This window comes from Bythopirellula superficialaquae (assembly GCF_059632245.1).
In genome coordinates, this window is record NZ_CP197426.1 from 931177 (window position 1) to 954638 (window position 23462).

Annotated in this window: 18 protein-coding genes; 4 read left to right on the plus strand and 14 right to left on the minus strand. The window is 56.6% G+C overall.

The genetic code is table 11. The features are described from left to right. The 7 genes from gcvPB to SH678x_RS03910 form a co-directional block, all read right to left on the minus strand. Positions 1-1461 carry an aminomethyl-transferring glycine dehydrogenase subunit GcvPB gene (gcvPB, locus tag SH678x_RS03880; RefSeq protein ID WP_496921571.1) on the minus strand — a complete coding sequence of 487 codons (1461 nt, stop codon included), beginning with the start codon at positions 1459-1461 and terminating at the stop codon, positions 1-3. A gap of 76 nt (positions 1462-1537) precedes the next feature. Then, complete coding sequence (gcvPA, locus tag SH678x_RS03885) at positions 1538-2917, minus strand: aminomethyl-transferring glycine dehydrogenase subunit GcvPA (protein WP_496921572.1); 1380 nt, start codon at positions 2915-2917, stop codon at positions 1538-1540. 106 nt (positions 2918-3023) lie between these two features. Then, a complete protein-coding gene (gcvH, locus tag SH678x_RS03890) occupies positions 3024-3419 on the minus strand; it encodes a glycine cleavage system protein GcvH (protein WP_496921573.1) in 396 nt (131 codons plus the stop codon). A gap of 60 nt (positions 3420-3479) precedes the next feature. After that, complete coding sequence (gene gcvT / locus SH678x_RS03895) at positions 3480-4601, minus strand: glycine cleavage system aminomethyltransferase GcvT (RefSeq protein ID WP_496921574.1); 1122 nt, start codon at positions 4599-4601, stop codon at positions 3480-3482. A gap of 123 nt (positions 4602-4724) precedes the next feature. After that, positions 4725-7010 carry a ribonuclease R gene (gene rnr / locus SH678x_RS03900; RefSeq protein ID WP_496921575.1) on the minus strand — a complete coding sequence of 762 codons (2286 nt, stop codon included), beginning with the start codon at positions 7008-7010 and terminating at the stop codon, positions 4725-4727. Positions 7011-7194: 184 nt separating this feature from the next. Continuing rightward, positions 7195-7650, minus strand: coding sequence for a nucleotidyltransferase (locus tag SH678x_RS03905; RefSeq protein WP_496921576.1), 456 nt, complete (start codon positions 7648-7650; stop codon positions 7195-7197). Positions 7651-7859: 209 nt separating this feature from the next. Next, a complete protein-coding gene (locus tag SH678x_RS03910) occupies positions 7860-8906 on the minus strand; it encodes a 3'-5' exoribonuclease YhaM family protein (protein ID WP_496921577.1) in 1047 nt (348 codons plus the stop codon). Between the two features lie 138 nt (positions 8907-9044). Between SH678x_RS03910 and proS the strand changes: the two genes are divergently transcribed. The 4 genes from proS to SH678x_RS03930 all read left to right on the plus strand — a co-directional run bounded on the left by proS (position 9045) and on the right by SH678x_RS03930 (position 14131). Next, positions 9045-10544 (plus strand): proline--tRNA ligase, encoded by a 1500-nt coding sequence (proS, locus tag SH678x_RS03915; RefSeq protein ID WP_496921578.1) that lies wholly within the window; start codon positions 9045-9047, stop codon positions 10542-10544. Positions 10545-10595: 51 nt separating this feature from the next. After that, positions 10596-11120 (plus strand): DUF4416 family protein, encoded by a 525-nt coding sequence (locus SH678x_RS03920; protein ID WP_496921579.1) that lies wholly within the window; start codon positions 10596-10598, stop codon positions 11118-11120. A 151-nt stretch (positions 11121-11271) separates the two neighbouring features. After that, positions 11272-12438: a DUF1573 domain-containing protein gene (locus SH678x_RS03925; protein WP_496921580.1), complete on the plus strand. Its 1167-nt coding sequence runs from the start codon at positions 11272-11274 to the stop codon at positions 12436-12438. A gap of 196 nt (positions 12439-12634) precedes the next feature. Then, positions 12635-14131 carry a multiheme c-type cytochrome gene (locus SH678x_RS03930; protein WP_496921581.1) on the plus strand — a complete coding sequence of 499 codons (1497 nt, stop codon included), beginning with the start codon at positions 12635-12637 and terminating at the stop codon, positions 14129-14131. A gap of 29 nt (positions 14132-14160) precedes the next feature. Here SH678x_RS03930 and SH678x_RS03935 read toward each other — a convergent pair whose 3' ends face one another. From SH678x_RS03935 to SH678x_RS03965, 7 genes are all read right to left on the minus strand, one after another. Continuing rightward, entirely contained in the window at positions 14161-14910 is a 750-nt protein-coding gene (locus SH678x_RS03935) for a YebC/PmpR family DNA-binding transcriptional regulator (protein WP_496921582.1), read from the minus strand. A 168-nt stretch (positions 14911-15078) separates the two neighbouring features. Next, positions 15079-16041, minus strand: a complete 963-nt coding sequence (locus SH678x_RS03940) for a hypothetical protein (RefSeq protein ID WP_496921583.1) — start codon at positions 16039-16041, stop codon at positions 15079-15081. A 73-nt stretch (positions 16042-16114) separates the two neighbouring features. Next, entirely contained in the window at positions 16115-16555 is a 441-nt protein-coding gene (rbfA, locus tag SH678x_RS03945) for a 30S ribosome-binding factor RbfA (RefSeq protein WP_496921584.1), read from the minus strand. A gap of 8 nt (positions 16556-16563) precedes the next feature. Next, positions 16564-19347, minus strand: a complete 2784-nt coding sequence (gene infB / locus SH678x_RS03950; protein WP_496921585.1) for a translation initiation factor IF-2 — start codon at positions 19345-19347, stop codon at positions 16564-16566. Between the two features lie 128 nt (positions 19348-19475). Further along, a complete protein-coding gene (gene nusA / locus SH678x_RS03955; RefSeq protein ID WP_496921586.1) occupies positions 19476-20777 on the minus strand; it encodes a transcription termination factor NusA in 1302 nt (433 codons plus the stop codon). 340 nt (positions 20778-21117) lie between these two features. Then, complete coding sequence (locus SH678x_RS03960; protein ID WP_496921587.1) at positions 21118-21687, minus strand: CARDB domain-containing protein; 570 nt, start codon at positions 21685-21687, stop codon at positions 21118-21120. 107 nt (positions 21688-21794) lie between these two features. Beyond that, the gene (locus SH678x_RS03965; RefSeq protein WP_496921588.1) at positions 21795-23447 is read right to left on the minus strand and encodes a DUF7453 family protein; all 1653 of its coding nucleotides are present in this window, start codon (positions 23445-23447) and stop codon (positions 21795-21797) included. Between the last annotated feature and the right edge of the window lie 15 nt (positions 23448-23462).

Here is a 23462-nt window from a genome sequence, read left to right on the forward strand (position 1 = left end):
CTACTGAGCAAGCGCCGCCCAAGTTAGTACGGGTTGGCGTGCCGCGCGAACTTCGTCGGGACGACTCACCGCCGTCGTGTGCGGCGCATCGTGCAGCAATTGAGCGTCCTCGCCCGTGATGCGGAATAGCACTTCCGCGAAGGCGTCGAGCGTTTCCTTGCTCTCCGATTCGGTCGGTTCGCACATCATCGCCTCGGGGACGGTCAGCGGAAAATAAACCGTCGGTGCGTGGAAGCCGTAATCCAACAACCGCTTGGCCACGTCCATCGCCGTGATCCCTTTTTCCTTTTTCAAGTTTGTGGCCGAGGCGACAAACTCGTGCATACAACGATTCCCCTGCGGCACGGGCACGATATGCTTCACGCGGCTTAGCAAGTAGTTGGCATTGAGCACGGCGTTTTCAGAGACGGAACGCAACCCATCGGGGCCGTGCGTGCGGATATAGCAGTAAGCCCGCACCAACACCCCTACGTTGCCAAAGAAGGAACGGACCTGGCCAATCGATTTGGGCATATCGAAGTCGAGCCAATAGCGATCGCCATCTTTGCGCACGATCGGTGCGGGCAGATAGGGGCCTAATTTCTTGGTCACACAAATCGGTCCCGCGCCAGGGCCACCGCCGCCGTGGGGACCGCTAAAAGTCTTGTGCGGATTGTAGTGCTGCATGTCGGCGCCGAAATCACCGGGGCGCGAGATCCCGAGGATCGCGTTCATGTTCGCGCCGTCGAGATAAATCAGCCCACCGACTTTGTGAACCGCGTCGGCAATCGCCTTCATATTCGGTTCGAACAAGCCGAGCGTGCTCGGATTGGTGATCATCATCACGGCCACTTCATCATCAAGCTTCGCCGCGAGATCCGCCATGTCCACAAAGCCGTCGGAAGTGGTCTTGACCGTAATTGACTGGTAGCCTGCCATCGCGGCACTCGCGGGATTCGTGCCATGGGCGTTGTCGGGAGCGAGCACTTTCGTGCGATGCTGATTCTGGTCGCGAAAATAGGCTGCAGCCACCAGAAGGGCCGTGTATTCGCCGTGGGCCCCTGCGGCCGGCTGTAGGCTGCACGCTTCCAGCCCCGAAATTTCTTGCAGATATTCTTGCATCTCGTACAGCAGCGCAAGCATTCCCTGCAAAGTTTCCTCGGGCTGATAAGGATGCAGATCGGCAATACCAGTCATCGCCGCGGCCCGTTCGTTCCGCTTGGGGTTGTACTTCATCGTGCAACTTCCCAGCGGATAGAAATGCGTATCGACCGACATGTTGAGCGTCGACAGATTCACAAAATGCCGTACAATTTGCGGCTCGGAAAGCTCTGGCAGCGCCGGTGGCTTGGATGCGAACGCTTCAGCGGGAAGCAAATCCGCAATCTCTTGCTCCGGCACATCGCACGCCGGCAATCGCGCCGCACGCCGGCCCGACTTCGAGAGTTCGCACAACAATTTTGTATCGCGGGTATTTCGCATAGTTAAAACTTTTTACCACGAAGGCACAAAGGACACAAAGAAGCGGGGCTTAGTGTTCTCGGTGTCTTTGTGGTGATTAATTCGTTGACATCGCCGTCGATGCTTGTTTTGTAGGAGCTTGAACCAATGTCTTCACCAATCCATCTATCTCCGCCTTCGTTCGCTTCTCGGTCACCGCCACCAGGAAGCAGTCCGCGAGTTCGGGATACCAACGGCCCAACGGCACGCCGGCCATGTAGCCGCGGTCCAAGGCGAACTTCAATAATTCATCGACGCGGTTATCGGCGTCACGGATCACAAACTCTTTGAACGTCGGTTCGTTGAACGCCAGCGAGAACCGTTCGTGCTGGCAGATTTGCTCAGCAGCATAGCGAGTTTTTTGCAAGCAAAGGTTGGCCGTCTCGCGCAGGCCTTGGGGGCCCATTTGCGCGAGATAGACCGTGGCCCGCAGCGCGAACAAACCTTGATTCGTGCAGACGTTGCTCGTGGCCTTCTCGCGGCGGATATGTTGCTCGCGAGTTTGCATCGTGAGGACGTAGCACGTGTTGCCCCGGCGGTCGACCGTCTGGCCGGCGATGCGGCCCGGCATGCGGCGCACTAGGCTCTTTTCACAAGCCAGGATTCCTAAGTAAGGCCCGCCATACGACATCGGCGTGCCAAGCGTGTGACCTTCGGCGACCGCGATGCTGGCACCATAATCTCCTGGGCGTTTTAGAATGCCAAGACTGATCGGATCAAACGCCGCGATCAACAACGCTCCGGCTTCTTTCACGATCTTGCTTACGGCGTCGGCATCTTCCACGCAGCCGAAGAAATTGGGCTGCTGCAACACCACCGCCGCGACGTTTTCGTCGATCGCTTCGGCCAAGATTTCGGGATCGATTACACCACCCGGAGTTTTGATTGTCACGACTTCCGTCCGCAGGTTCTCGAGATACGTGGCAATCGTCGCACGATATTCAGGATGCAGGCTTTCTGGAACGATAACCTTGCCGTGACGCCCAGTATGAGAGATCGCCATCAACACGGCTTCCGCCGCCGAACTGGCCCCGTCGTAAAGACTGGCGTTCGAGATGTCCATGCCCGTCAGTTCGGTAATGAGCGATTGATACTCGAACATCACCTGCAAGTTGCCCTGGCTCGCCTCGGCCTGGTAGGGCGTGTAGGACGTGTAGAACTCGCTACGCGAGCCGATCACATCGACCACGGCGGGCACGAAATGGTCGTAGCTGCCACCCCCCAGGAAGCAAACTTTGTTGGCAGGCGATGCATTCTTGCCCGCTAGCTCGCGCATGTGCTGATCGAGTTCCATTTCCGACAGGGCAGAGGGGATCTGGAGCGCGCCCTCGAATTTCAATTCCGCGGGAATCGTGTCGAAGAGCTCCTCGATCGAGCTCGCCCCAATCGCCGAGAGCATCGCTTGCTGATCTTCAGGCGTGTTATAAAGATATGGCATTTATGAAAATGACAGTCACATGTCATTCCGAAAGGAGTTCTACGACTTGAGGAATCTAGTTTCCTCGCGTATTAATATTCTATGCGGGTCGGTGGTACTAACGCTTTTAATTCTCTTCCTTGCACTGCTTCTCATACGCAGCGAAGTCGAGCAGCTTAGACAGTCCTGCTTCGTCACTGATCTTAATCTTAGCAATCCAGCCCGCGTTGTACGGATCGCGGCTGAGCGTTTCCAGCGAATCGGGCAACGAGGTGTTCACGGCCACCACTTCGCCATCCACGGGCGAGTAGATGTCGCTCACGGCCTTCACCGATTCCACTTCACAGAACGGCTGCTCAGCCTCAACCTGCTTGCCGACCTTGGGCAGGTCGATGAACACCAAGTCGGTGAGTGCCTCAACGGCAAAGGCTGAGATGCCTAGCGTGGCGACTTTCGCGCCGTCTTCCTCTGCGATCGAGACCCATTCATGGGTTTTCGCATACAGCAATTCTTCCGGTTTCACTTTTGAATTCTCCATCTACTCAATAAGCCACTTGCGGCTTAGCGTTTATAAATCGTTTATTTATCTTCCCCGCTCATAGAACGGCAGCGGCACCACAGTCGCCGGATGCTCCTGGCCACGCACGTCGACTGCCAAGTGAGTCCCCGCCGCCGCGGCGGGCGGCGCGACATACGCCATCGCAATCGGATGGTTAAACGTTGGCGAAAACGTGCCGCTCGTGACGTGACCCGCTTCTTGGTTGCCAAGCAAAATGGTGGCCCCTTCGCGAGCCACTCGCCGGCCTTCCATCTGGATGCCGACCCGCACGGGCTGCGTCGAGTTGCGTTGCAGACCCCGCAATGCTTCTGCCCCGATAAAGTCGCGCTCGCGCAAGTTGATTGCAAAATCAAGCCGCGCTTGGATCGGATTGATCTCTTCGCTCAGCTCATGTCCATACAGAGGCATGCCCGCTTCCAGTCGCAGTGTATCACGGGCACCCAACCCAACCGCGCGACCGCCAACAGGTTCGCTTGCGGCCATGACTTGTTCCCAGATTTCGACAACCTTATCGCTGGGGCAGATAATCTCGCAGCCGTCTTCCCCCGTGTAACCGGTGCGGCTGACGAACGATTCCACGCCGCAGACGTCAGTCACCTGACCGGTGTAATAGCGGAGCGAAGTCAACTCGCAACTGCACAGCGGATCGAGAACTTCAATCGCCCGCGGACCTTGCACAGCGATCATGCCGTAGGTGGTCGTGATGTCTTCGAGCGTTACATCGAAGCCCGATTTGTGTGCTTCCAACCAGTCGAGCATCTTCGGCCGATTGCTGGCGTTCACCACCAATCCGTAACCCGACGATTTGCCGCTGGCGAGCGTCACTTGATAACAGAGCACGTCATCGAGAATTCCCCCCGACTCGTTGCACACAAGGGAGTAGCGAATCTGATGCGGCCGCATGTCGAGTACTGCTCGGGTCATTAGCTTGTCGAGATACTTCGCCGCGTCGGGGCCGTCGATCAACACGCGGCCCATGTGCGAGATGTCGAACATCCCGACCGCAGTGCGAGTGGCTTGGTGCTCTTCGACGATGCCGGTGTATTGGACGGGCATCGACCAGCCACCGAATTCGACCATCCGCCCCCCATGCGCAGAGTGCCAATCAAACAGGGGAGTGTGAGCCAGTTGGTCGTTGTTACTCATGACAAATCCATTCAAACCGATGCACGCCGAGAAGCCGTATTCTAACGGTTTGCCCGCGCGGTGCCAGGGGCCAGAGATTTAGCCGCAGAGGATGCTTGGAGTTAACATCAGGCGAGAAAAATGCTACCGCTTCTTTCGCTTGCGGCCGACCTTGCCATCGGTTTTACGGTCCCCCTTGCGTGGCTTTTGCTGCCGCGCTTGGGGATTGAATTTACGCTTGGCTTGTCGTCCCCCCTCCGCGCCGCCGATCTTGTCCAGCAAGCGCAAATCGAGCTCGCGCCGTTCGACGTCGACCGCCGCCACCGCCACGCGTACGGGATCGCCCAGCCGATAAGTATTCCCCGAACGAAAACCGCTGATGACGTGTCCCGCTTTGTCGAATTTGTAGTAATCGTCGGTGAGCGAAGTAATGTGCACAAAGCCTTCCGCGGGAAGATGCGTACCCATGACGAACAAGCCGAAATTCTCAACTCCCGTGATGATGCCGTCCATCTGCATGCCGACTTTGTCTTGCAGATACAACAGCAGCTTCACCTTGTTGAGTTCGCGCTCGGCTTCGGTCGCGCGTTGTTCGCGTTCGCTGCAATGATCGCCCAGTGCCAAAAGCTCCATCAAATGTTGGTCGGGCGTTTTGCCTTGGCTAACTTGTTCGATCAGGCGGTGGATTGTGAGATCAGGGTAGCGACGAATGGGCGACGTAAAGTGGCAATAACATTTGCTCGCCAGGGCGTAGTGGCCCTCTTCTTCAGGGCTGTAGACGGCCCGCTGCATCGCTCGTAGCACCGCATAGTTCACGGCATGCTCGCGGGAATCTTCCTTCACATTGTTAAGCAAATCTTGCAAAGCAAAGCGATCTTCTAAACTATCAGTCTTAAAGCCCAGCTCGCTGACAAAGTCAGTGAGTGATTTCAATTTGCGCGGTTCGGGCGAACCATGCACGCGACGCAAGAAGAGCACGCCCTTGTCGGCGAGCATTTCGGCGACCGCTTCATTGGCCGCGAGCATGAACTCTTCGATGATTTGGTGGCTCTCGGTGTTGATCTCCAGATGCGCCCCCGCCACGTTGCCGTGCGTGTCGAGGTCGATTTCCAACTCTGGCATGTTGAGTTCCAACGAACCTCGCTTCATGCGGCGATCGCGCAAGATCATTGCCAGTTCGTGCATCCACGACAGCAAGCCGTGGACTTCCGGCGTGAGCTTCTTTTTCCACCCCGCGCGATCGGCCAGGAACTCGTCCACTTCTTCATAGGTGAACCGCCGACAGCTTTTGATCGCACTTTTGAACACGTCGGTGTGAATGCGTTGCCCTTCGGGACTGAATTCGATCCGCGCCGTGATCGCATACCGCACACGATCCGGCTGCAAGCTGGCCAAATTGTTCGAAATAATTTCCGGGATCATCGGAATCACGCGATCCGGCAAATACACGCTCGTCGCGCGTTCCTTGGCTTCTTGATCCAGCGGCGACTTCGTCCGCACGAAGTGCGACACGTCGGCGATATGCACCCCCAACAGCCAGTGGCCGTTGGGTTGTTGGACCAAGGAGATCGCGTCGTCAAAATCGCGGGCCGTCACGGGATCGATCGTGATCACCGTTTCGCCCGTAACGTCTTGGCGATTCTTAAGGTTCGTTTCATCAAACAACGCCGCCTGTTCGCGGGCGTCTTCGAGCGTGGCATCGCTAAACTCACCGGGAAGATTGAATTCGCGAATGATCGAAAGCGTATCAACCCCCGGCTCGCCGCGCTTGCCGAGGATTTCAATGATGACCCCTTCGCCGTCGCGCAAGTGCGAAGGAAAGCGGACCATCTCGACCACAACCTTGTCGTCGGGCTGAGCCCCCTTCGCACCGGGATCGCCAACGAAAACGGGGCTCGAAAAAATCTTGCCGTCGATCTGCACGACCCCCATGCCGGCCGTCACGGCATACGTGCCAACGAAACGGTTGGTCGCTCGCTCGACGATGTCGATGATGCGCCCTTCGCTTTTCCCCATCCGCCCGACGCGGCTACTCAAGAGAATCCGCACAATGTCGCCGTTGGCCGCATCACCCGTCGCATTGGCAGGGATAAAAATATCGGCATCGCGTCCCGACCCTGCTGGAGTTCCTTCGGGCCGCAAAAAACCAAACCCCGCATCAGCACGGCGGAATGTGCCGACGACGTGCTTGGCGGGCTTTGTTTCGTCGTCATTGGGGACTTCAGTGGCCTGGCCTTTCTCGGCCGTGTAAACAAGATGACTTGGCCCCCAGGAGAGCTTCCCCGCCTTGACCATCTTCTTCACGACGCGGCGAAACCGCGAAACATCATCCCCTTCGAGCCCCAGCTTCTTAGCCATGACCGCCGGCTTCACCGGCCGATATTTCGGGTCGTTCACGTAACGGAGAATGGCGGTTTCGTATTCTTGCATGAGTTACAGAGGTCAGAGGTCGGTGGCCAGAGGTCAAATAATAGCTGCGATACAACGCATCGCAGGGACATTTACAAAGCAAAACTCGTGCCCGGAACGACGAAATCCTATTCGTGCAATTCGTTTGATTCGTGGTTAATCACTTCTCCGGCTTAAACAGCTTCCGCCCGATCTGGCTATGGGATCACGTGTCAGGCAAGTTTTCTATGTCATTAAGGTCTTTATGTCGACCGCTGGCTAGTTTGTTGACCTTGAGATCCTGAAGACTCAACAAATTGAGTTCAATGCCATCAATCTCAACAGTCTTTCTGCGACTAAAACTTGTCGTAAAATCTAAGCCGGAAACTTGTAATAGCAAATCGATACACACAGGAGGCACTCCCATGCGATAGACTTTGCTTGGATCAAGGAATTTTTCCGCAGAAACACTTGCTGATGAAAAGCCAAATTTTAGAAAAACCTGGCACAACTTATGAGCGTTTTCGTGGCTCACACCTGCCCAAATATCAATGTCATTCGTGGTTCGCGGATACCCATAGTAGCCAACTGCGTAGCCGCCGACGAGGAGATACTCAACATGGTGGGAATTCAATAACTTCAAGAACTCTTTGAAGTCGGGTTCTAACTCGATCATGCCCATAGTTGATACGCCTCAGATATTCCATAGCTGCCAGACGCTCTTCTGGTGTTTTAGCAAACCAGTACTCTCGATCATCTCCCTGAGCTTCAAGAGTGCTGACTTGGAGTACAGACTTGTCCAAGGTAAAGTCGGCCATTGTTTGTTCTCGCAAGGCATTTTGAGGCACACGTTCAATTTTACCTCGCTTTTCAAGTCCAGTCTATTTTGATCTACACCTTCTCCGGCTTAAACAGCTTCCGCCCGATCTGGCTGAAATACTGCGTCCAATTGCTGTCCGCGTTGGGGCAATCGGCCATCAACTGCGAGAAGCTCGCTACCTTGGCATCGAGGTTATCAAGCATATGCAGCGCGATCGCTTCGAGCGTCATGGGCAATTTCGAGCTGCCATATTCGTATTCGCCATGGTGGCTGATGATCATGTGCTTGAGCTCGATCAGCAAACGTTCGGGAAACGGCTGGCCATCTTGTTGCACAATAGTGCGCACCTTGTCGTCGAGCATCGTCACGCCGATAACCATGTGGCCCAGCAGTTGGCCCTCGTCGGTGTAGGAGATGTCGCGTTCGTAGGCGAGTTCTTCGACCTTGGCCGAGTCGTGCAGAAACGCGCCCATGATCAGTTTGTCTTGCGAGAGTTGCGGATACTTTGGCGCGACGACCAGAATCAATTCCATCAAGCTCAGGACATGCTCAAGCAAGCCCCCTTTGTAGGCGTGATGGTTCTTCATTCCCGCGGGGGCCTGGCAGAACTTGGCCATGAAGGCTTCGTCTTTGAGATAACCTTTCACTAACCTCGCGAGTGGCGGCGATTGCACGCCGTTGAGAATTTCGATCAGCCGCTTGCGCATCTTGTCGATGTCGGCCGATTGCAGCGTGATGAAATCGCCTTCGTAAACTTCATCCGGCCGCGCGACGCGGATCCGGTTGGCGATCAACTGCATGTTGCCTTGAAAGAGCTGCGTTGCACCTTCGACGTGGACAAAGTCGCCATTCTCGAACGCCTTATAATCCGATTCGGTCGCATTCCATAACCGAGCATTCACCGCGCCGCTGCGGTCGGACAAATCGACCTGCAAATACAGATTTCCGTTGCGATTGGGCCGGAGCTGCTTCTCCGACGCGAGAAACACCTGGCTGATGGATTCATTGTGCCCAAGCTGGCTGACAAAACGACGTTCGACCGAAGGCATGATTGTCCGTGATAAGTGGTTGGTGGTAGTAGCCGCGCAGCAACGATTCGCGCCTCTCAAGCTTGCCATCCTACCAGATTCCAGAGGGGTTCGCTGGGGGGCCAAAACGGTGCGATTTTCGCGGGCCACCCATTACCGTAGAATGATGGCCCCTTAGAATGTGTCGCTTATTACTTACTCACCAACTCACATACTCGCTCCCACACCATGCCAGCCAAAACCGCCATTACGCCCACCCGCAGCGAAAACTATCCCGAATGGTATCAACAGGTCGTCAAAGCCGCCGACTTGGCCGAGAACTCCGACGTGCGGGGCTGCATGGTCATCAAGCCGTGGGGCTACGCGATTTGGGAAAACATCCAACGCCGGCTCGACGCGATGTTCAAAGCCACCGGCCACGAGAACGCCTACTTCCCGCTCTTCATTCCGATGAGCTTTTTGGAAAAGGAAGCCGAGCACGTCGAAGGCTTCGCCAAGGAGTGCGCGGTCGTCACGCATCATCGCCTCGAACCGGATGGCAAGGGGGGCTTGCAACCCGCCCCCAGTGCCAAGCTTGAAGAACCACTGATCGTGCGGCCCACCAGCGAAACGATCATCGGAGCGACATTCGCCCGCTGGGTGCAGTCGTATCGCGACTTGCCGATTCTCATCAACCAATGGGCCAACGTGGTTCGTTGGGAACTCCGCACGCGGATGTTCCTGCGGACGACCGAATTCCTTTGGCAAGAAGGTCACACTGTGCACGCCACGGCCGACGAGGCACAAGCCGAAACGCGGCAAATGCTCGACGTGTATGCCACGTTCGCCGAGGATGTGATGGCGATGCCAGTGATCAAAGGCGAGAAGACCGCTGGCGAGCGTTTCCCCGGCGCGGTGTCGACTTACAGCATCGAAGCCCTCATGCAAGATCGCAAAGCCCTGCAAGCCGGGACGAGCCACTTCCTCGGCCAGAATTTTGCCAAGGCCCAGGAGATCAAATTTCAGAGCGAGGCGGGCGAACTCGAATATGCTTGGACCACAAGCTGGGGCGTGTCGACCCGTTTAATCGGTGGGTTAATCATGACCCACTCCGACGACGATGGGTTGGTGTTGCCACCCAAGCTGGCACCGGCACAGGTCGTGATCCTGCCCTTGTATCGCAACGACGAAGAGCGCGCGGTTGTGTTGCCATATTGTGAAGCACTAAAAACCGAACTCACCGCTCAAAGTTACGACAACGAGCCGGTGCGCGTCCGCATCGACAACCGCGACTTACGCGGCGGCGACAAGAAATGGCAATGGATCAAAAAGGGCGTGCCCCTGATTGTCGAAGTCGGCCCGCGCGATATTGCCGATAACAAAGTCATGGTGAAACGCCGCGACATCGAAGGCAAAGGCGAGCCGATTGCGAGAGCCGAATTCGTTTCATCCGCGGCTCACCGCTTAGCGGAAATTCAAACCAACCTCTTCGACCGCGCAGCCAAGCTTCGTGCCGATGTGACAACCAAGATCGATTCGCTCCCCGAGTTCGAGGAATACTTCGCCGAAACCGCCCCCGGCGGGCTCGCCTATTGTCACTTTGTCGACGGCGAAGTTATGGAAGCGAAACTCAAGGAACTGAAAGTAACAGTCCGCTGCGTCCCCCTCGATGCCCCCGAAGAATCCGGCAAGTGCATCTTCACCGGCGCACCAAGCACCAAGCGCGGCGTATTCGCGAAGTCGTATTAGGACCCAATTATTTTCTTCTAGCCGGAGGCACACCTGCCTCCGGGTTTTCCCATGGGCTCCATCACCCCCCCTCATCCCGTGCTCCTTCTCATCGCCGTCAGCTCGCGTTATGACGCCGCGCTTCAGTGGGCCCAGGAAAAAATTTCCGCCGAGTTCGGCGCCCTTGGTGCCGTCAGCCCGTCCTTTGATTTCACTGAAACCGACTATTACACCGCCACGATGGGCACCGACTTGAAGAAGCAGTTCGTCATCCCCGCGCAGCCGATCGATCCCGGCCAACTCGCCACGATCAAGCGGCTCACCAATGATTGGGAAGTCGAATACGCTGCTGGTGCGAGTCATCCCGAACCGCGCCCGCTCAATCTTGATCCCGGGTATCTGACGCTCGCCAAGCTGGTGCTGGCCTCGACCAAAGACCACGCGCATCGGATCTATCTTGCCGAGGGCATCTACGCCGAAGTGACGCTCAGCTACCGCGCAAAGCTATGGCAGCCCTTCGATTGGACCTACCCCGATTACCGCCGCGCCGATTTTCAGGAATTCTTCACAAACAGCCGCAGCTTACTGAAACCATAAATTATTAAACACAAAGGACACTAAGGTCACAAAGCTACTGCTTCTAGAAATTCTTTGTGCCCTTTGTGGCTTCGTGGTCAATAATTGACGCCTTTGTTTTGATCGCGCTACAATAGAGTAATTCAACTTACACCGGATTCGCGGCATCTCCATGAAACCTTTTCTCAGCATCGTGCTCTTCTCCGCCATCGTGGGCGTCGGTTTAGGCTCGGCCTTGGGCTACATCGAAGCGCGACTCCCCGCGAAGATCGTCACCGAGACTGCGCCTGCCATACCGGCGACTGAGATGAAGCAGGGTCCTATTGCCGAGGTTCCAGAAACGACTTTCAATTTCGATCGCATCGAGCGTGGCACCTCGATGAAACACAAGTTTAAGATTCGCAACGCCGGCGATCTGCCGCTCAAGGTGGAAGTCCTCACGACCACCTGCAAATGCACCGTCGGAGATTTGCAGAAAAACGAGATAGATCCCGGCGAAGAGACCGACGTCGAACTTGAGTGGACCGCCAAGACCCCGCCGGGCCCGTTCCGTCACGGCGCGACGCTCAGTTCCAACGATCCCAATCAATCGCGCATTGAGTTGGTCGTGGAAGGCGACGTCGTGGAATCGAACACCCTCATGCCCCCCGACCTGTTGTTCAATACGGTCAAAACAAATAGCACTAAGGAAGCCGTGAGCTATCTCGTTTCCAACCTCGAAGATGAAGTGCAGGTGACGAAGTACGAATTCAGCGATCCCGCTGTCGCCAAGCAAATCCAATTGACCGTCACGCCGCTTGAAGCCAACGAACTCCCCAAATCAGCCCGCAGTGGAGTGAAGATTACCGCCGTTTACACGGCCAGCAAATCGATCGGCCCGTTTTTCACGTGGCTCACGCTCGAAACCAATCTCAAGAATGCGTCGAAGTTGACTTTGCCCGTGACCGGCAATGTGGTCGGGGATATTTCCATCTTCCATCCCGGTTGGTCTCCGCAGCAGGGAGTTTTGCGCGTTGGTCCTGTGTCGAGCAGGGAAGGCAAGAAGCTGCAAGTCAACGTCGCGATTCGAGGCGAGCATGCCCCTGAGACCAAGCTAGAAGTTGCTAGCGTCGACCCCGAGGAACTCAAAGTGTCGCTGGGAGAGCTCAAGAAAATGGGCGATCAACTCGTTCACTATCCGCTGACTATCGAGATTCCCGTCGGCACCAAACCAATGGTTCGCATGGCCCGCCCGGGCGAAGAGGCTGACTCGCCCCACGGCGACGGCGTGATCGTGTTGAAATCGACCCATCCCGATACGACCGAAGTTCGCCTGCTTGTACGGTTTTCCGTAGAATAAGCGGAGTTCTTTTCGAGCTTAATGCATCGTTAAGTTCCAGCAGTGACAGCAATTGCGCTGGCCGTTTGGGGGCCAAAAGGCTACGATTCGGCCTTAAACCGGAACATTCGACTCACAGTCAACTGAGTGACCAACCATGCGGTTCAAGGCGGAACAATCTCGATCGAGGCGGCTCTTTGGCGTCGCATTTCTCTCCATGTTTGCGCTTTCGGGCGTTTTGTGGTCGGCTGACACGGGTGGTTATAAGACGCCTGCGGAACGCGAAGCTGAAATTGCCGATGCCATTCAGAAGAACGGCGAGATCCTGGTCGATTGGCCCAAGCCGCAACTGACGCTTGTTTTCTCGGGCGACATGGATGGCTACATCGAACCCTGCGGCTGTGCGGGACTCGAAAATCAACTCGGCGGCCTGAAACGTCGGCACACGTTGCTCAAGAAACTGGAAGCCGACGGCTGGAATCCCGTGCCGCTCGACATGGGGGGACTCGTCAAACGCACCGGCCCGCAGCAAAACATCAAGTACGGCTACGCGCTCAAAGCGTTGATCGACTTGGGCTACGACGCTGCTACTTTGGGTGCCAAAGACTTACAGCTTTCCAGCGATCCGATTTTGTATGCCCTCGCAAATATTGATCAAAAAGACAATCCGCTCGTTTCGGCGAACATCGATTTCTATGGCATGACCAAGCCGTTCACAATTGTGGAGGCCGGCGGTAAGAAAGTCGGCGTCACCGCTGTGATGGGCGAGAAGTATCGCAAAGAACTCGCGGCCACTGGCGAATTCGATATCTCGGACCCCGTCGCGGCGGTCGAAAAAGTTTTGCCCGAGCTCGAAGGGACCGATCTCAAAGTCTTACTCGTACATGGCACGCCCGACGAGGCGGCCGCGCTCGCCAAGCAGTTTCCGAAATTCAATTTCGTGGGCACTACCGGCGGCGCCGAGACACCTCCCAATCGTGCAAAGGCGATTCCCGGCATCGAGCCCTACATCATTGAGACGGGCAGAAAAGGACAGTACGTCACGGTCATCGGCGTCTACGACAATCCCCAAGAACCGTTCAAGTATCAGCGCGTGCCGCTCGATCATCGGTTTGAGGATTCCCCCGAAATGCAGCAACTTCTGATCGATTATCAAAAGGAATTGGAAACGACCACACTCGCCGGTCTAGGACTCATGGGCGTGAAGCATCCCGACGATTCCTTTGCAGGGAGTCAGGTCTGCGGCGACTGCCACACTGAAGCGATGGCCGTGTTCGAGAATACGCCCCATGCCCATGCGACCGAAACGTTGGTGAAGCTTGATCCTCCACGGCAGTACGATCCCGAATGCCTCAGTTGCCACGTGACGGGCTGGAACCCACAGGAATACTTTCCCTATGTCTCGGGCTTCATGGGAATGAAGGAATCGCCGCTAATGGTGGGCAACGGCTGCGAAAACTGCCACGGCCCCGCCGCTTCGCACGTCGCCGCCGAGAGTGGGGATGAAGAAGTGACAGACGCCGAAAAAGAATCGCTACGGGCCGCCTTACGGCTCAAAATTCAACCCAACGAAGGCAACGTCAACGGCGCGACGCCGCCCCAAGTCACCGGCAAGGTCGTCGAGATGTGCATGCAATGCCACGATCTCGACAACAGCCCCGAGTTCGACTTCCAGAAATACTGGCCCCAGGTCGAACACCACGGTAAAGAATAGCGGACTGGTCGCTTAAGCGACCAGTGTAGCTAACCTTCCAACTCCGCCATCGCCTCGTCGGGGATATTGAAATTCGCCGAAACGGTTTGCACGTCGTCGTGCTCATCGAGGCCTTCCATCAGCTTCAGGACCGCGCGAGCCGTGTCGACGTCGAGGTCGACCGTGTCCTTGGGGATCCGCGTGATTTCGCGTGAGGTGGTGGCGATTCCCGCGGTGTCGAGAGCTTCGCAGACCGCGCCAAACACGTCGGGTTCGGCGATCACTTCGTAGCTATCGTCGTAGGTTTTTACGTCGTCGGCGCCGGCTTCGAGGGCGAGCTCCATGAGCTTTTCTTCATCAGACTGCGCTTTCTCGATGATGATCAAACCTTTACGATCGAACATCCAGGCCACGCAGCCAGTTGCACCTAATTTACCGCCAGCGTATTCGAAGATCTTGCGCACCTCGGGAGCAGTGCGGTTGCGATTGTCGGTGAGAATCTCGCACAGCACCGCCACGCCACCGGGCCCGTAACCCTCGTACAGAATCTCGTCGAGGTTGCCACCTTCCAATTCGCCGGTGCCTTTTTTGATGGCCCGTTCGATATTGTCCTTAGGCATGCTGATCGCTTTGGCGTCGTTGATCGCGTAGCGCAAGCGTAAGTTTGTGGCCGGGTCGCCGCCCCCCATTTTGGCAGCCAAGATGATGGCCTTGGAGAGCTTGCTCCAAACCTTGCCACGCTTTTTGTCGATTACTGATTTCTTTTGGGCGATGTTCGCCCAATGGGAATGGCCAGCCATAGCAGAATTTATTCAGGAGGTTGCGGGAGGTTTCAGATGGATGTCATCCCGAGGGGATTTGTACGACCCGAGGGATCTGGTTTGCAGTATCAACTCGCATCGAAACCGTGTGAGTTTGCCAGCCAGATTCCTCTGTCGCCTAGGCTCCTTCGGAATGACCAGGTAAGACTACTTCGGCTTCTTCTTCGCCAATTTCTTGGTCGGTGATTTCTTCGTGGCCGCGGGCGCCGCCTTGGCGGGGACTTTCTTCACGGCCTTTTTCACGGGAGCCGCTTTGGCTTCGGTTTTCTTTTTCACCGGTGCAGGAGCCGCAGCTTTCTTGGCATCGGCCTTTTTGGGTTCGGCTTTCACTTCGACCTTCTTGCCGTCGGTGGCTGCTGCTTTCTTTGCGTCCGTTTTCTTCGCGGCTTCAGGAGCCGGTGCGGGGGCTTCTTCCGCGGCCGGTTTCACATGACGCTTCGGCAAGCGATCTTTGCAGCCCGGATCGATCTCGAGCAAAATCTTGCGAATCGTCGGACCCAACGGGCTGCGATGCAGTTCGACGCCCAACTGGTGGAGCAGCGAACCGATCTCGGCACCCTTGGTTTTCGGCACGGCTCGTTCCAAGCCCGGCACGCCCCCTTTGGCGGCTTCGGCGTCTGTGACAACGCCCACCACCCGCATCGCTTCAAGCAACCCTTGGTTGATGGGAATCGAATGCCCCCCCAAACCGTGCTGCGTCACGTAGGCAATGCTGAACGGAGTCGTGCCGTGGAACTTTTCAAACTGCTTGATCGTTGCCCCAAGATTCTGTTTCTTAAGCGGCTCAAGATCAAACGTGTATTGAGTTTCAAACACGCTCTGCAACACACGTTTGACCCGCGTGGCGGCATCTTCGGAATCGTTGAGCGGCTTCATCACTTCGGCCAGCTCGCGAATCGACGACACTCGCACTTCATTCCAATCGAAGTAATCCGTCTGGAGCGCCGCGACCACCTTGTCGGCGTCTTCGTACAGCGAATTCTCCACGCAACTAGCAAAGATAAGATGTTCGAGCACGTTGCGCTCGCGCGGAGCTTCCACGGGCTTGTAATACTTCTTGGCGACCTTAATGACCTTGTTGATCAGAGCTGCGCGATTATTGCTTGCCATCGAATACGTTTCTCAATTGGAAATATCAAATAGAATCATGAATGAGCCGCTTGCCAGCCGAGCGGCGTACAACTTAGCGAGATTCCTCATCCTCGTCGTCAGTCCATTCCTCAGCCAGTTCATCGAACTCGGACGGTTCCAAATCGTCTTCCTTGTTCCCAGTGGTTTCATCCTCCGGCAAGATATCGTTGAGCATTTTGGCGATGGCGATCGATTTCTTAACCCCCATGTCCAGCTCGAAGCGAATCACCGGCGTGTAACGGGTGTCGATCCGCTTGGCGATCTTTTGCTGCAGGAACCCGGCCGAGCTTTGCAAGCCCTTTAAGCATAGCTTTTGGGTTGTGTCGCTCCCCATGATCGATACGTGGACCTTGGCAATCCGCATATCCGGTGAAACTTCGACAAACGTCACCGTCACACCCTGAATCCGCGGATCCCGCAGATCGGTGAGAATCGCCATGCTGACCACCTCGCGAATCGCTTCGGCGGCTTTGAGAACGCGTCTGGATGTCATGGTCGTCCTTAGGAATCAACAGACTCGTCGAAGGTCCGTCCCACTTCTTCCACTTTGTAAACTTCGAACAAATCCCCTTCGCGGATATCGTTGTAACCAGCCAGCTTGATGCCGCACTCGAGGCCTTCGCGAACTTCCTTGGCGTCGTCTTTCTCGCGCCGCAGCGTGTCGATGGCATAATCGCCGATGATCGTGCTGTCGCGAATAATTCGCGCCCGGGCGTTGCGAGCAATCGTTCCCGAAAGCACGCGACAACCAGCGATCGCGCCGATGCGGCTGATCTTGTACACCTGCTGCACCAAAGCGCGACCCAAATCGACTTCGCGCTCCTCGGGCTTGAGCATCCCTTCCAAGGCCGCTTTGATATCTTCGGCGATCTTGTAAATGATGTCGTAACGACGGATCTGCACGCCTCGCTGATCGGCCATCGAACGGGCTCGGTCGTCGGCAACGACATTAAAGCCCACGACGATCGCATCCGAAGCGTCGGCCAGCGTGATGTCGGCTTCGCTGATGCCACCGACCGCCGCTTGAAGCAGCCGCAACTTTACTTCAGGATGCTCGAGCTTGGTCAGCTCTTTTTTGATCGCTTCAATCGAGCCGCGGACGTCGGCCCGCAAAATTATATTGAGCGTTTGAATTTCGTTCTCATTGTCGAGACGATCGAACAAGGTTTCGAGCGTCACGTGCTGCGCGACGTCACCCAGTTCGATAGCCCGTTGCTCTTCGGCGCGAGCCGCCGCGATCGTGCGAGCGTCGGCGATGTCGTCGAGCACGTAGAAATGGTCGCCCGCCCCGGGGGCATCATCAAAGCCGGTGACGTTCACGGGAACGCTCGGGCCGGCTTCTTCATAACGCTTGTGGGGATCGAGCGTGTCGTACATTGCCTTGACGCGGCCAAATGTCTGACCGCACACCAGCACGTCGCCCACGCGGAGCGTGCCGTTTTGCACGATCAACTTGGCCACGATACCACGGCCCGTTTCCTGTTGAGCTTCCAAGCAGGTTCCCAGGGCAGGGCGGTTAGGATTGGCTTTGTATTCGTGCAGTTCCGCGACCGTCAGCAAGGTGTCGAGCAAATCGTCGATTCCCGCACCGGTCGTCGCACTCGTTTTGACAACTTCGACGTCGCCGCCCCATTCACTCGGCAGCAGACCGTTTGTGGAGAGACCCTGCATGGCGCGGTTAATGTCCACGCCGGGAAGATCGGTCTTATTCAGAGCAACGACAATCGGCACTTCCGCCGCGCGGATATGGCTGATCGCTTCTTCAGTCTGCGGCATTACGCCGTCGTCAGCGGCCACGACCAATACGGCAATGTCGGTGACGTTGGCACCACGGGCACGCATTTCGGTAAAGGCCTCGTGGCCCGGCGTATCGACGAACGAAATTTGTCGGCCCCCTTTATCAATCGTGTAAGCGCGAATATGCTGCGTAATACCGCCGCTTTCGCCGCTCACCACGTTGATGCCGATAATCCGATCCAGCAGCGAAGTCTTACCGTGGTCGACGTGACCCAGGAAGGTAATGACCGGAGGACGCGGTTGCAGGTCGGCCGGATCGTCTTCGCGATCACGAACTTCCGCGAGCAATTCATCTTCAACGCTGACCGCTTCCTTGAGCTCGATATCGACCCCCAACTCCGCGGCGATCAATTCGGTCATGTCGTTGTCGATCATGGCGTTAATCTTGGCCATGATCCCTTCTTGCATCAGGATGCGCAAGATTTGGCTCGCGGGCACGCCTGCTGCTTCCGAAAATTCACGGACCGTACAGGGAAGCTGTAGCGCCACTTTTTCCTTACGAGGGGCAGCCGTGCTGACGCCAGCGCGCCGTGGGCGTCGCAACAATTTGCGCGGACGGTATTCGTCGCTCGCACCCTCGCGCTCCTTTTGCGTTTGACGCTGACGGCTTAGTTGCCGTTGTTCGCGTCCTCCCAAAATCGGAGCATCGCCTTCACCGGCAGCTTTGCCCTTACCGCCCTTTTTGGCTTTATTCAGGGCCGTGGCGTCGTCGACGGCAGGAACGCCTAAGGCTTTTGCCCGTTTCTTGGCTTCGAGCGTTTCTTCATGACGACGCAGATGAGCCGCGAGAGGTTTGCCACTACTTTTGCCTGCTCGCAAAGCGTCGGCAGGCAATTTCAGATCAGGCTTTTGCGTGGGGACTTCGGGAGCCGCTGAAGGGGGCGGCGTATCGGCCATCGGAATGGGCGCTAGCTTGATCGTTGGCCGAACTCGCGGTGTGTTGCCGGCGGGGCGGCCTTCGCGATCGCCGCGATCTTTTTCCTTCGTTCCGTCGGGGCCAATCGTAGGAAGTTTTCCACCTCGGTGGGCACCGGGGCCAATGTAATCATCACGACGCATGACGCCCGAGAGCGGTCCGCGCGCGGCAGCTTCCCGCTTGGGAGGAGCCGCCGGAGCAGGGGTAGGAGGGGCTTCCGCGGCGGGAGGAGTTACTTGTTCTTGTTCCTCCTCAGGGCCTTCCTCTTCGGGACGCTTCTTGCGCAGACCCGCCAACGGAGAGGGCGGACGCGGTGCGGCGAGCACGGGCATCTTGCCTGTCTTCACCACCACGTCTTTAGGCCGCTCGACCGGGGGAGCGGCTTGTTTCGACTTGGGAGCCGCCTGGCCACCTGGGTTTTTGAAATGCTCGCGGAGCTTGACTTCTTCTTCGTCCGTCAGACTTGCAAGCGCGGAGCCTTTCCCGCGGATACCTAGCTTTGCGCAGATATCCACCAGCTCTTTGCTGTCTAACTTGAGTTCTTTCGCCAATGAGTAAATACGGGACGCCAAATCAAATTCTCCGTGAGAGCCGCAGCTACAAAACTTTGTTGATCTGTGGGGCTCTCTGTTAGTGTCTAAAAACCTAGGAAACCATAACGATCATCCTCCTCATAACACGACGGTTAACATTCAAGAAACTACTCAGGTCCGCCCCCTGAGTTTTCCGGGCCCGCGGAAGGTTCTTCCGGGGGAGCAACTTTTTCATAATCGGGGGGAACTTCTTCGGCTGCCGTTGCCGCCGCGATCCGATCCTCTTCACGTTTTGCCCGGCGAGCCGCAGCTGCCGCGGCTTCGGCTTCTTCAGCCCGTGCTTCCGCTTGCTCGACGATCAAGTTGACTTGATCTTCACTGAGGCCACCCATCTCCATCAGATCATCAGGCTCGATGATCGACAGGTCGTCGTAGCTCAGGAAGCCTTCTTCCACCAATTTTTCGGCCAATTCCTGGACCACGCCATCAATCGCACTGAAGCCTTGCACGGCTCGGTCGATCGATTCGGCCAACTCGTCCTGGGTCATGATTTCGATGTCCCAGCCCGACAGCTTGCTTGCAAGCCGCACGTTCTGACCTCGTCGGCCAATGGCCAACGACAATTGGTCCTCGCGAACCAACACAATGGCCCGGCCCAGCATGCGGCACAAAATCACTTGCTCGACTTCCGCCGGTTGCAGGGCGTTGGGGATCAGTACCTCGAGATTGTCGTCCCAGCGGACGATATCGATACGCTCACCACCCAATTCGTCGACGATGTTTTTGATTCGGTTGCCACGCACGCCCACGCAGGCACCGACGCAATCGACGCGCTGATCGCTGCTGCTCACGGCCACCTTGGAACGGTAACCCGGCTCGCGGGCAATCGCGCGAATTTCAATCACGCTATCAATGATTTCGGGGATTTCTTGCTCGAACAGGCGCTGAACCAACTGGGGACGAGCCCGGCTGAGGATCACCTTGATGCGACTACCGCTTTTGCGAACTTCAAACACCGTGGCCCGCACGCGTTCGTTGACGTGGTGCGTTTCACCGGGAATTTGCTCGCTGCGGGGCAAGATGGCTTCGACGTTGGGAAGCGTGACCGTTGCCGCGCCACCTTCGTAACGCTGCACGACACCGCTCACCATTTCGCCCACCAAATCGGTGTACTCGTCGTATAGGGCGTCGCGCTCCGCTTCGCGGATCTTTTGAATCATCACCTGCTTGGCGGTTTGGGCCCCGATGCGGCCCACGGTTTCTTCGGAGTCGAGCAACTCGCCGTTGCAGGTGGCCGTGATCGCACCGTTTCCACGGTCAATCGAGACGGTGATTTCCGACTCTTCGCCGTAATATTTTTTAGCTGCCGAGACGAGCGCGGCTTCGATGCCCTCGAACACAATTTCTTTGTCGATATTTTTATCGCGATGGATCGCGTCGACGATTCGTAGGACTTCGCTCGCATTCATCTTGTTTGTTCTCCGCGGCGTATTCGCCCGCCGCGCGGCAACCAGGTTGTTCGGATTGTGACAGGGTGTGTGCAACGTCTGGAAACGCCACAAGCGGCAGCCCATCAGAGTCTGTACTCCGAGCGGCTCCGCTCGCCAACATAAGCGTGCAGATCACGAAACCCCTTTTACGAACGGTACTTAGCAGTTCGTAATCCCGTAATGATACCCCACCCATTGCGGGTGTCAACCGGCTGAAAAGGGATGAAAGTCGGTCTAAACAGCTGTCAGGCGCAAAAAACAGCACCGCCCACTCATCCGAGTGACGGTGCCGCCAAGAGCTGATTTTTTGGGCAGGATTTCAGCCGCCCGTTTGCGACCAATTGTGCTCTTCGGCGAGGGTCGGCGGTTCGCTGGCGATGCTTTCCTTGGCGAGAGTGACATTCAAGTCGTTATTCTGCTCGTTCGTTTCGACCACCAAGTGGTCAGGGTCGACCAGGGCCTGGGCGTGAATATTCTCGACCGGAGCCGAGTTAATGCGAATCCGCACCGACTGATTCGGCTGCAGTGGCAACACGCGCACATTCTGGGCTTCCAGCTGATTGGACTGCGGCTCGCCCAGCGCCACTTCCAAACGGGTCTCGGGAGAAGCCGTTTGCCCGATGTTTTTGACCGTGAAGGTCAGCACGTTGCCCACGGTCGCGATTTCGGAAATCGTGAGATCGGGGCTAGCCGTGATGATGGGCTTTTGGTGGCTGGCAGCGACCACGGGATAGTAGTTGCTGCTCGATTTTCGCTGGTAAGCACCAGAATACACGCCGCCGCCACCCTTTTTGGCAGCCTTGCGATCCTTGCGGCGCCCCGCCTCGGCGGAACTCTCAACGGCCAGTAAGGTCACAATCGCCAGGCAAATGATCAGAGCGCGTTTCATTTCGATTTCTCCTGCACTTGGGTGGGTGAGCGAGAAAAAGTTTCGCTCGGTACAGGAAGCAGCGTGAAGCGAGCAGGGGTGTTACAAGAAATTTTTCGCCGCCGATTTTAGCCCCATCGCTTGCGGAGAGCGCTCAAGCCAACGATACACATCAAGACAAGCGTTGCAGACCCCGGTTCGGGTACGGCCAGCGAAACAGTAAAGATCCCGTGAGACGAGTCAGTAAATGATAACCGCAGTGCGAGCTGGTGATTGGCATTGAAAATTTGTGGGCGGCCGATGCCATAGTAGGGGCTATCCGCGGTAGTGATTGTCGAGATCGTGCGTAAATCACCAGGGGCAACTTCAAATGACTCCCCCTCGCGTAACACCAGTCGCAAATTTCCAGCCGCATCTTGAGCCCATATCCCTTGATCATTTCTTGAATTCACGCCATCACCCGTCAGCGAAGCCAGGAAAGCCACGTGACCCAAGGGGTTCAGAATCGGAGAAGGTCGCGAGATCAAAAATGTAGTTCCGGCGGAAGTCCCTGGTGCGGGATCGCCATGCAGGGCAATCAGCGAGATCTCACCCCCCATGTCCGCTGACCAAATACCATACTTCGATAATCCCGTGCCAACGGGCCGTGTGTTGGCGCTGAACACCACATTGCCAGCATCACTGAATTCGTAAAATAAAAAGTTATCGAAGAGGCTTTCACCATTTGTCCCGGGTGCGATGTTGTCCTCGCGGGCCACAAGTTTCAAGCTGCCCGAGGCATCAGACCAGAGCCCTTGATCGTTTTGGGTAGTCACTCCCGCCGCGGGGGAGGGTATGAGGTTCGTGCGAAAAGCTACTTTTCCCGAGTTATTAAAACGCAGGATGTTGCCGGAATTCGCGTTGAGATCAAACAGGGCCCCGGCAGGGGTGTCCGGAGCTTGGTCGCCTCGACGGGCCACAAGGCTCAATGTCCCTGAACCTTCGGACCATATCGTGAGGTTGGATGCCGGTGTCACGCTCGGGCCGTTGATCACGGTCATGAAGGCAATTTGGCCTGCATCGTTGAATCGCAGGGTACTGAACATCGGCGAACCGAAGTAAGTCGGGGTTGGTAAACCTGGCGCGATATCCCCTTTGCGAACCTTGAGCACCAAGCCACCAGCATTTTCCGCCCACACGCCCCGGTTATTCTCGCCATTCACCCCTCCAAGGCCACTTTGCAAAAGTCCTTGGAACGCCACCTGTCCGTGGGAATTCACGACTGGGTTTTCAAAGACACCCCACAAAGCGCCAGCCTGGACTCCAGTTGCAGAACCTCCTTCGCGCGCGACGAGTTCCAACCCAGCAGTCCGTTCGACCCACACGCCACTACCCTCTCTTTCCTGCAGACTATTGCGGACCATAAGCAGGCCCGTGCGGGAGAGGGTCGTGGGAAATTCCTGGGCATGGAAGGTTCCAAAGTTTGTCCCCACAGATGTACCAGGGGCTTGGCTTCCTTCGCGAGCACGGAGAGATAAACTCCCTGTTTTCTCCGACCAAATGCCGGTGTCGTTCGAGATCGTAGTAGCCCCGCCATGTGTCAAGTAGGCCGAAAACATGACACCCCCAGCGGCGTCAATCTGTGGATGGCTGAAATTGTTATAAATCGCTCCGTCGGTGCCAGGGGCCACTTGTCCCGTCAGCGCAATCGTGCGAAACGTCGGCGCGGGATAGGCCCACACGGTCAATGAGCCTAAAACACTAGCGAACAGTAGACAAAAAGTAGCGACGGCAAATCTCACGGCAGCAGATCTCCT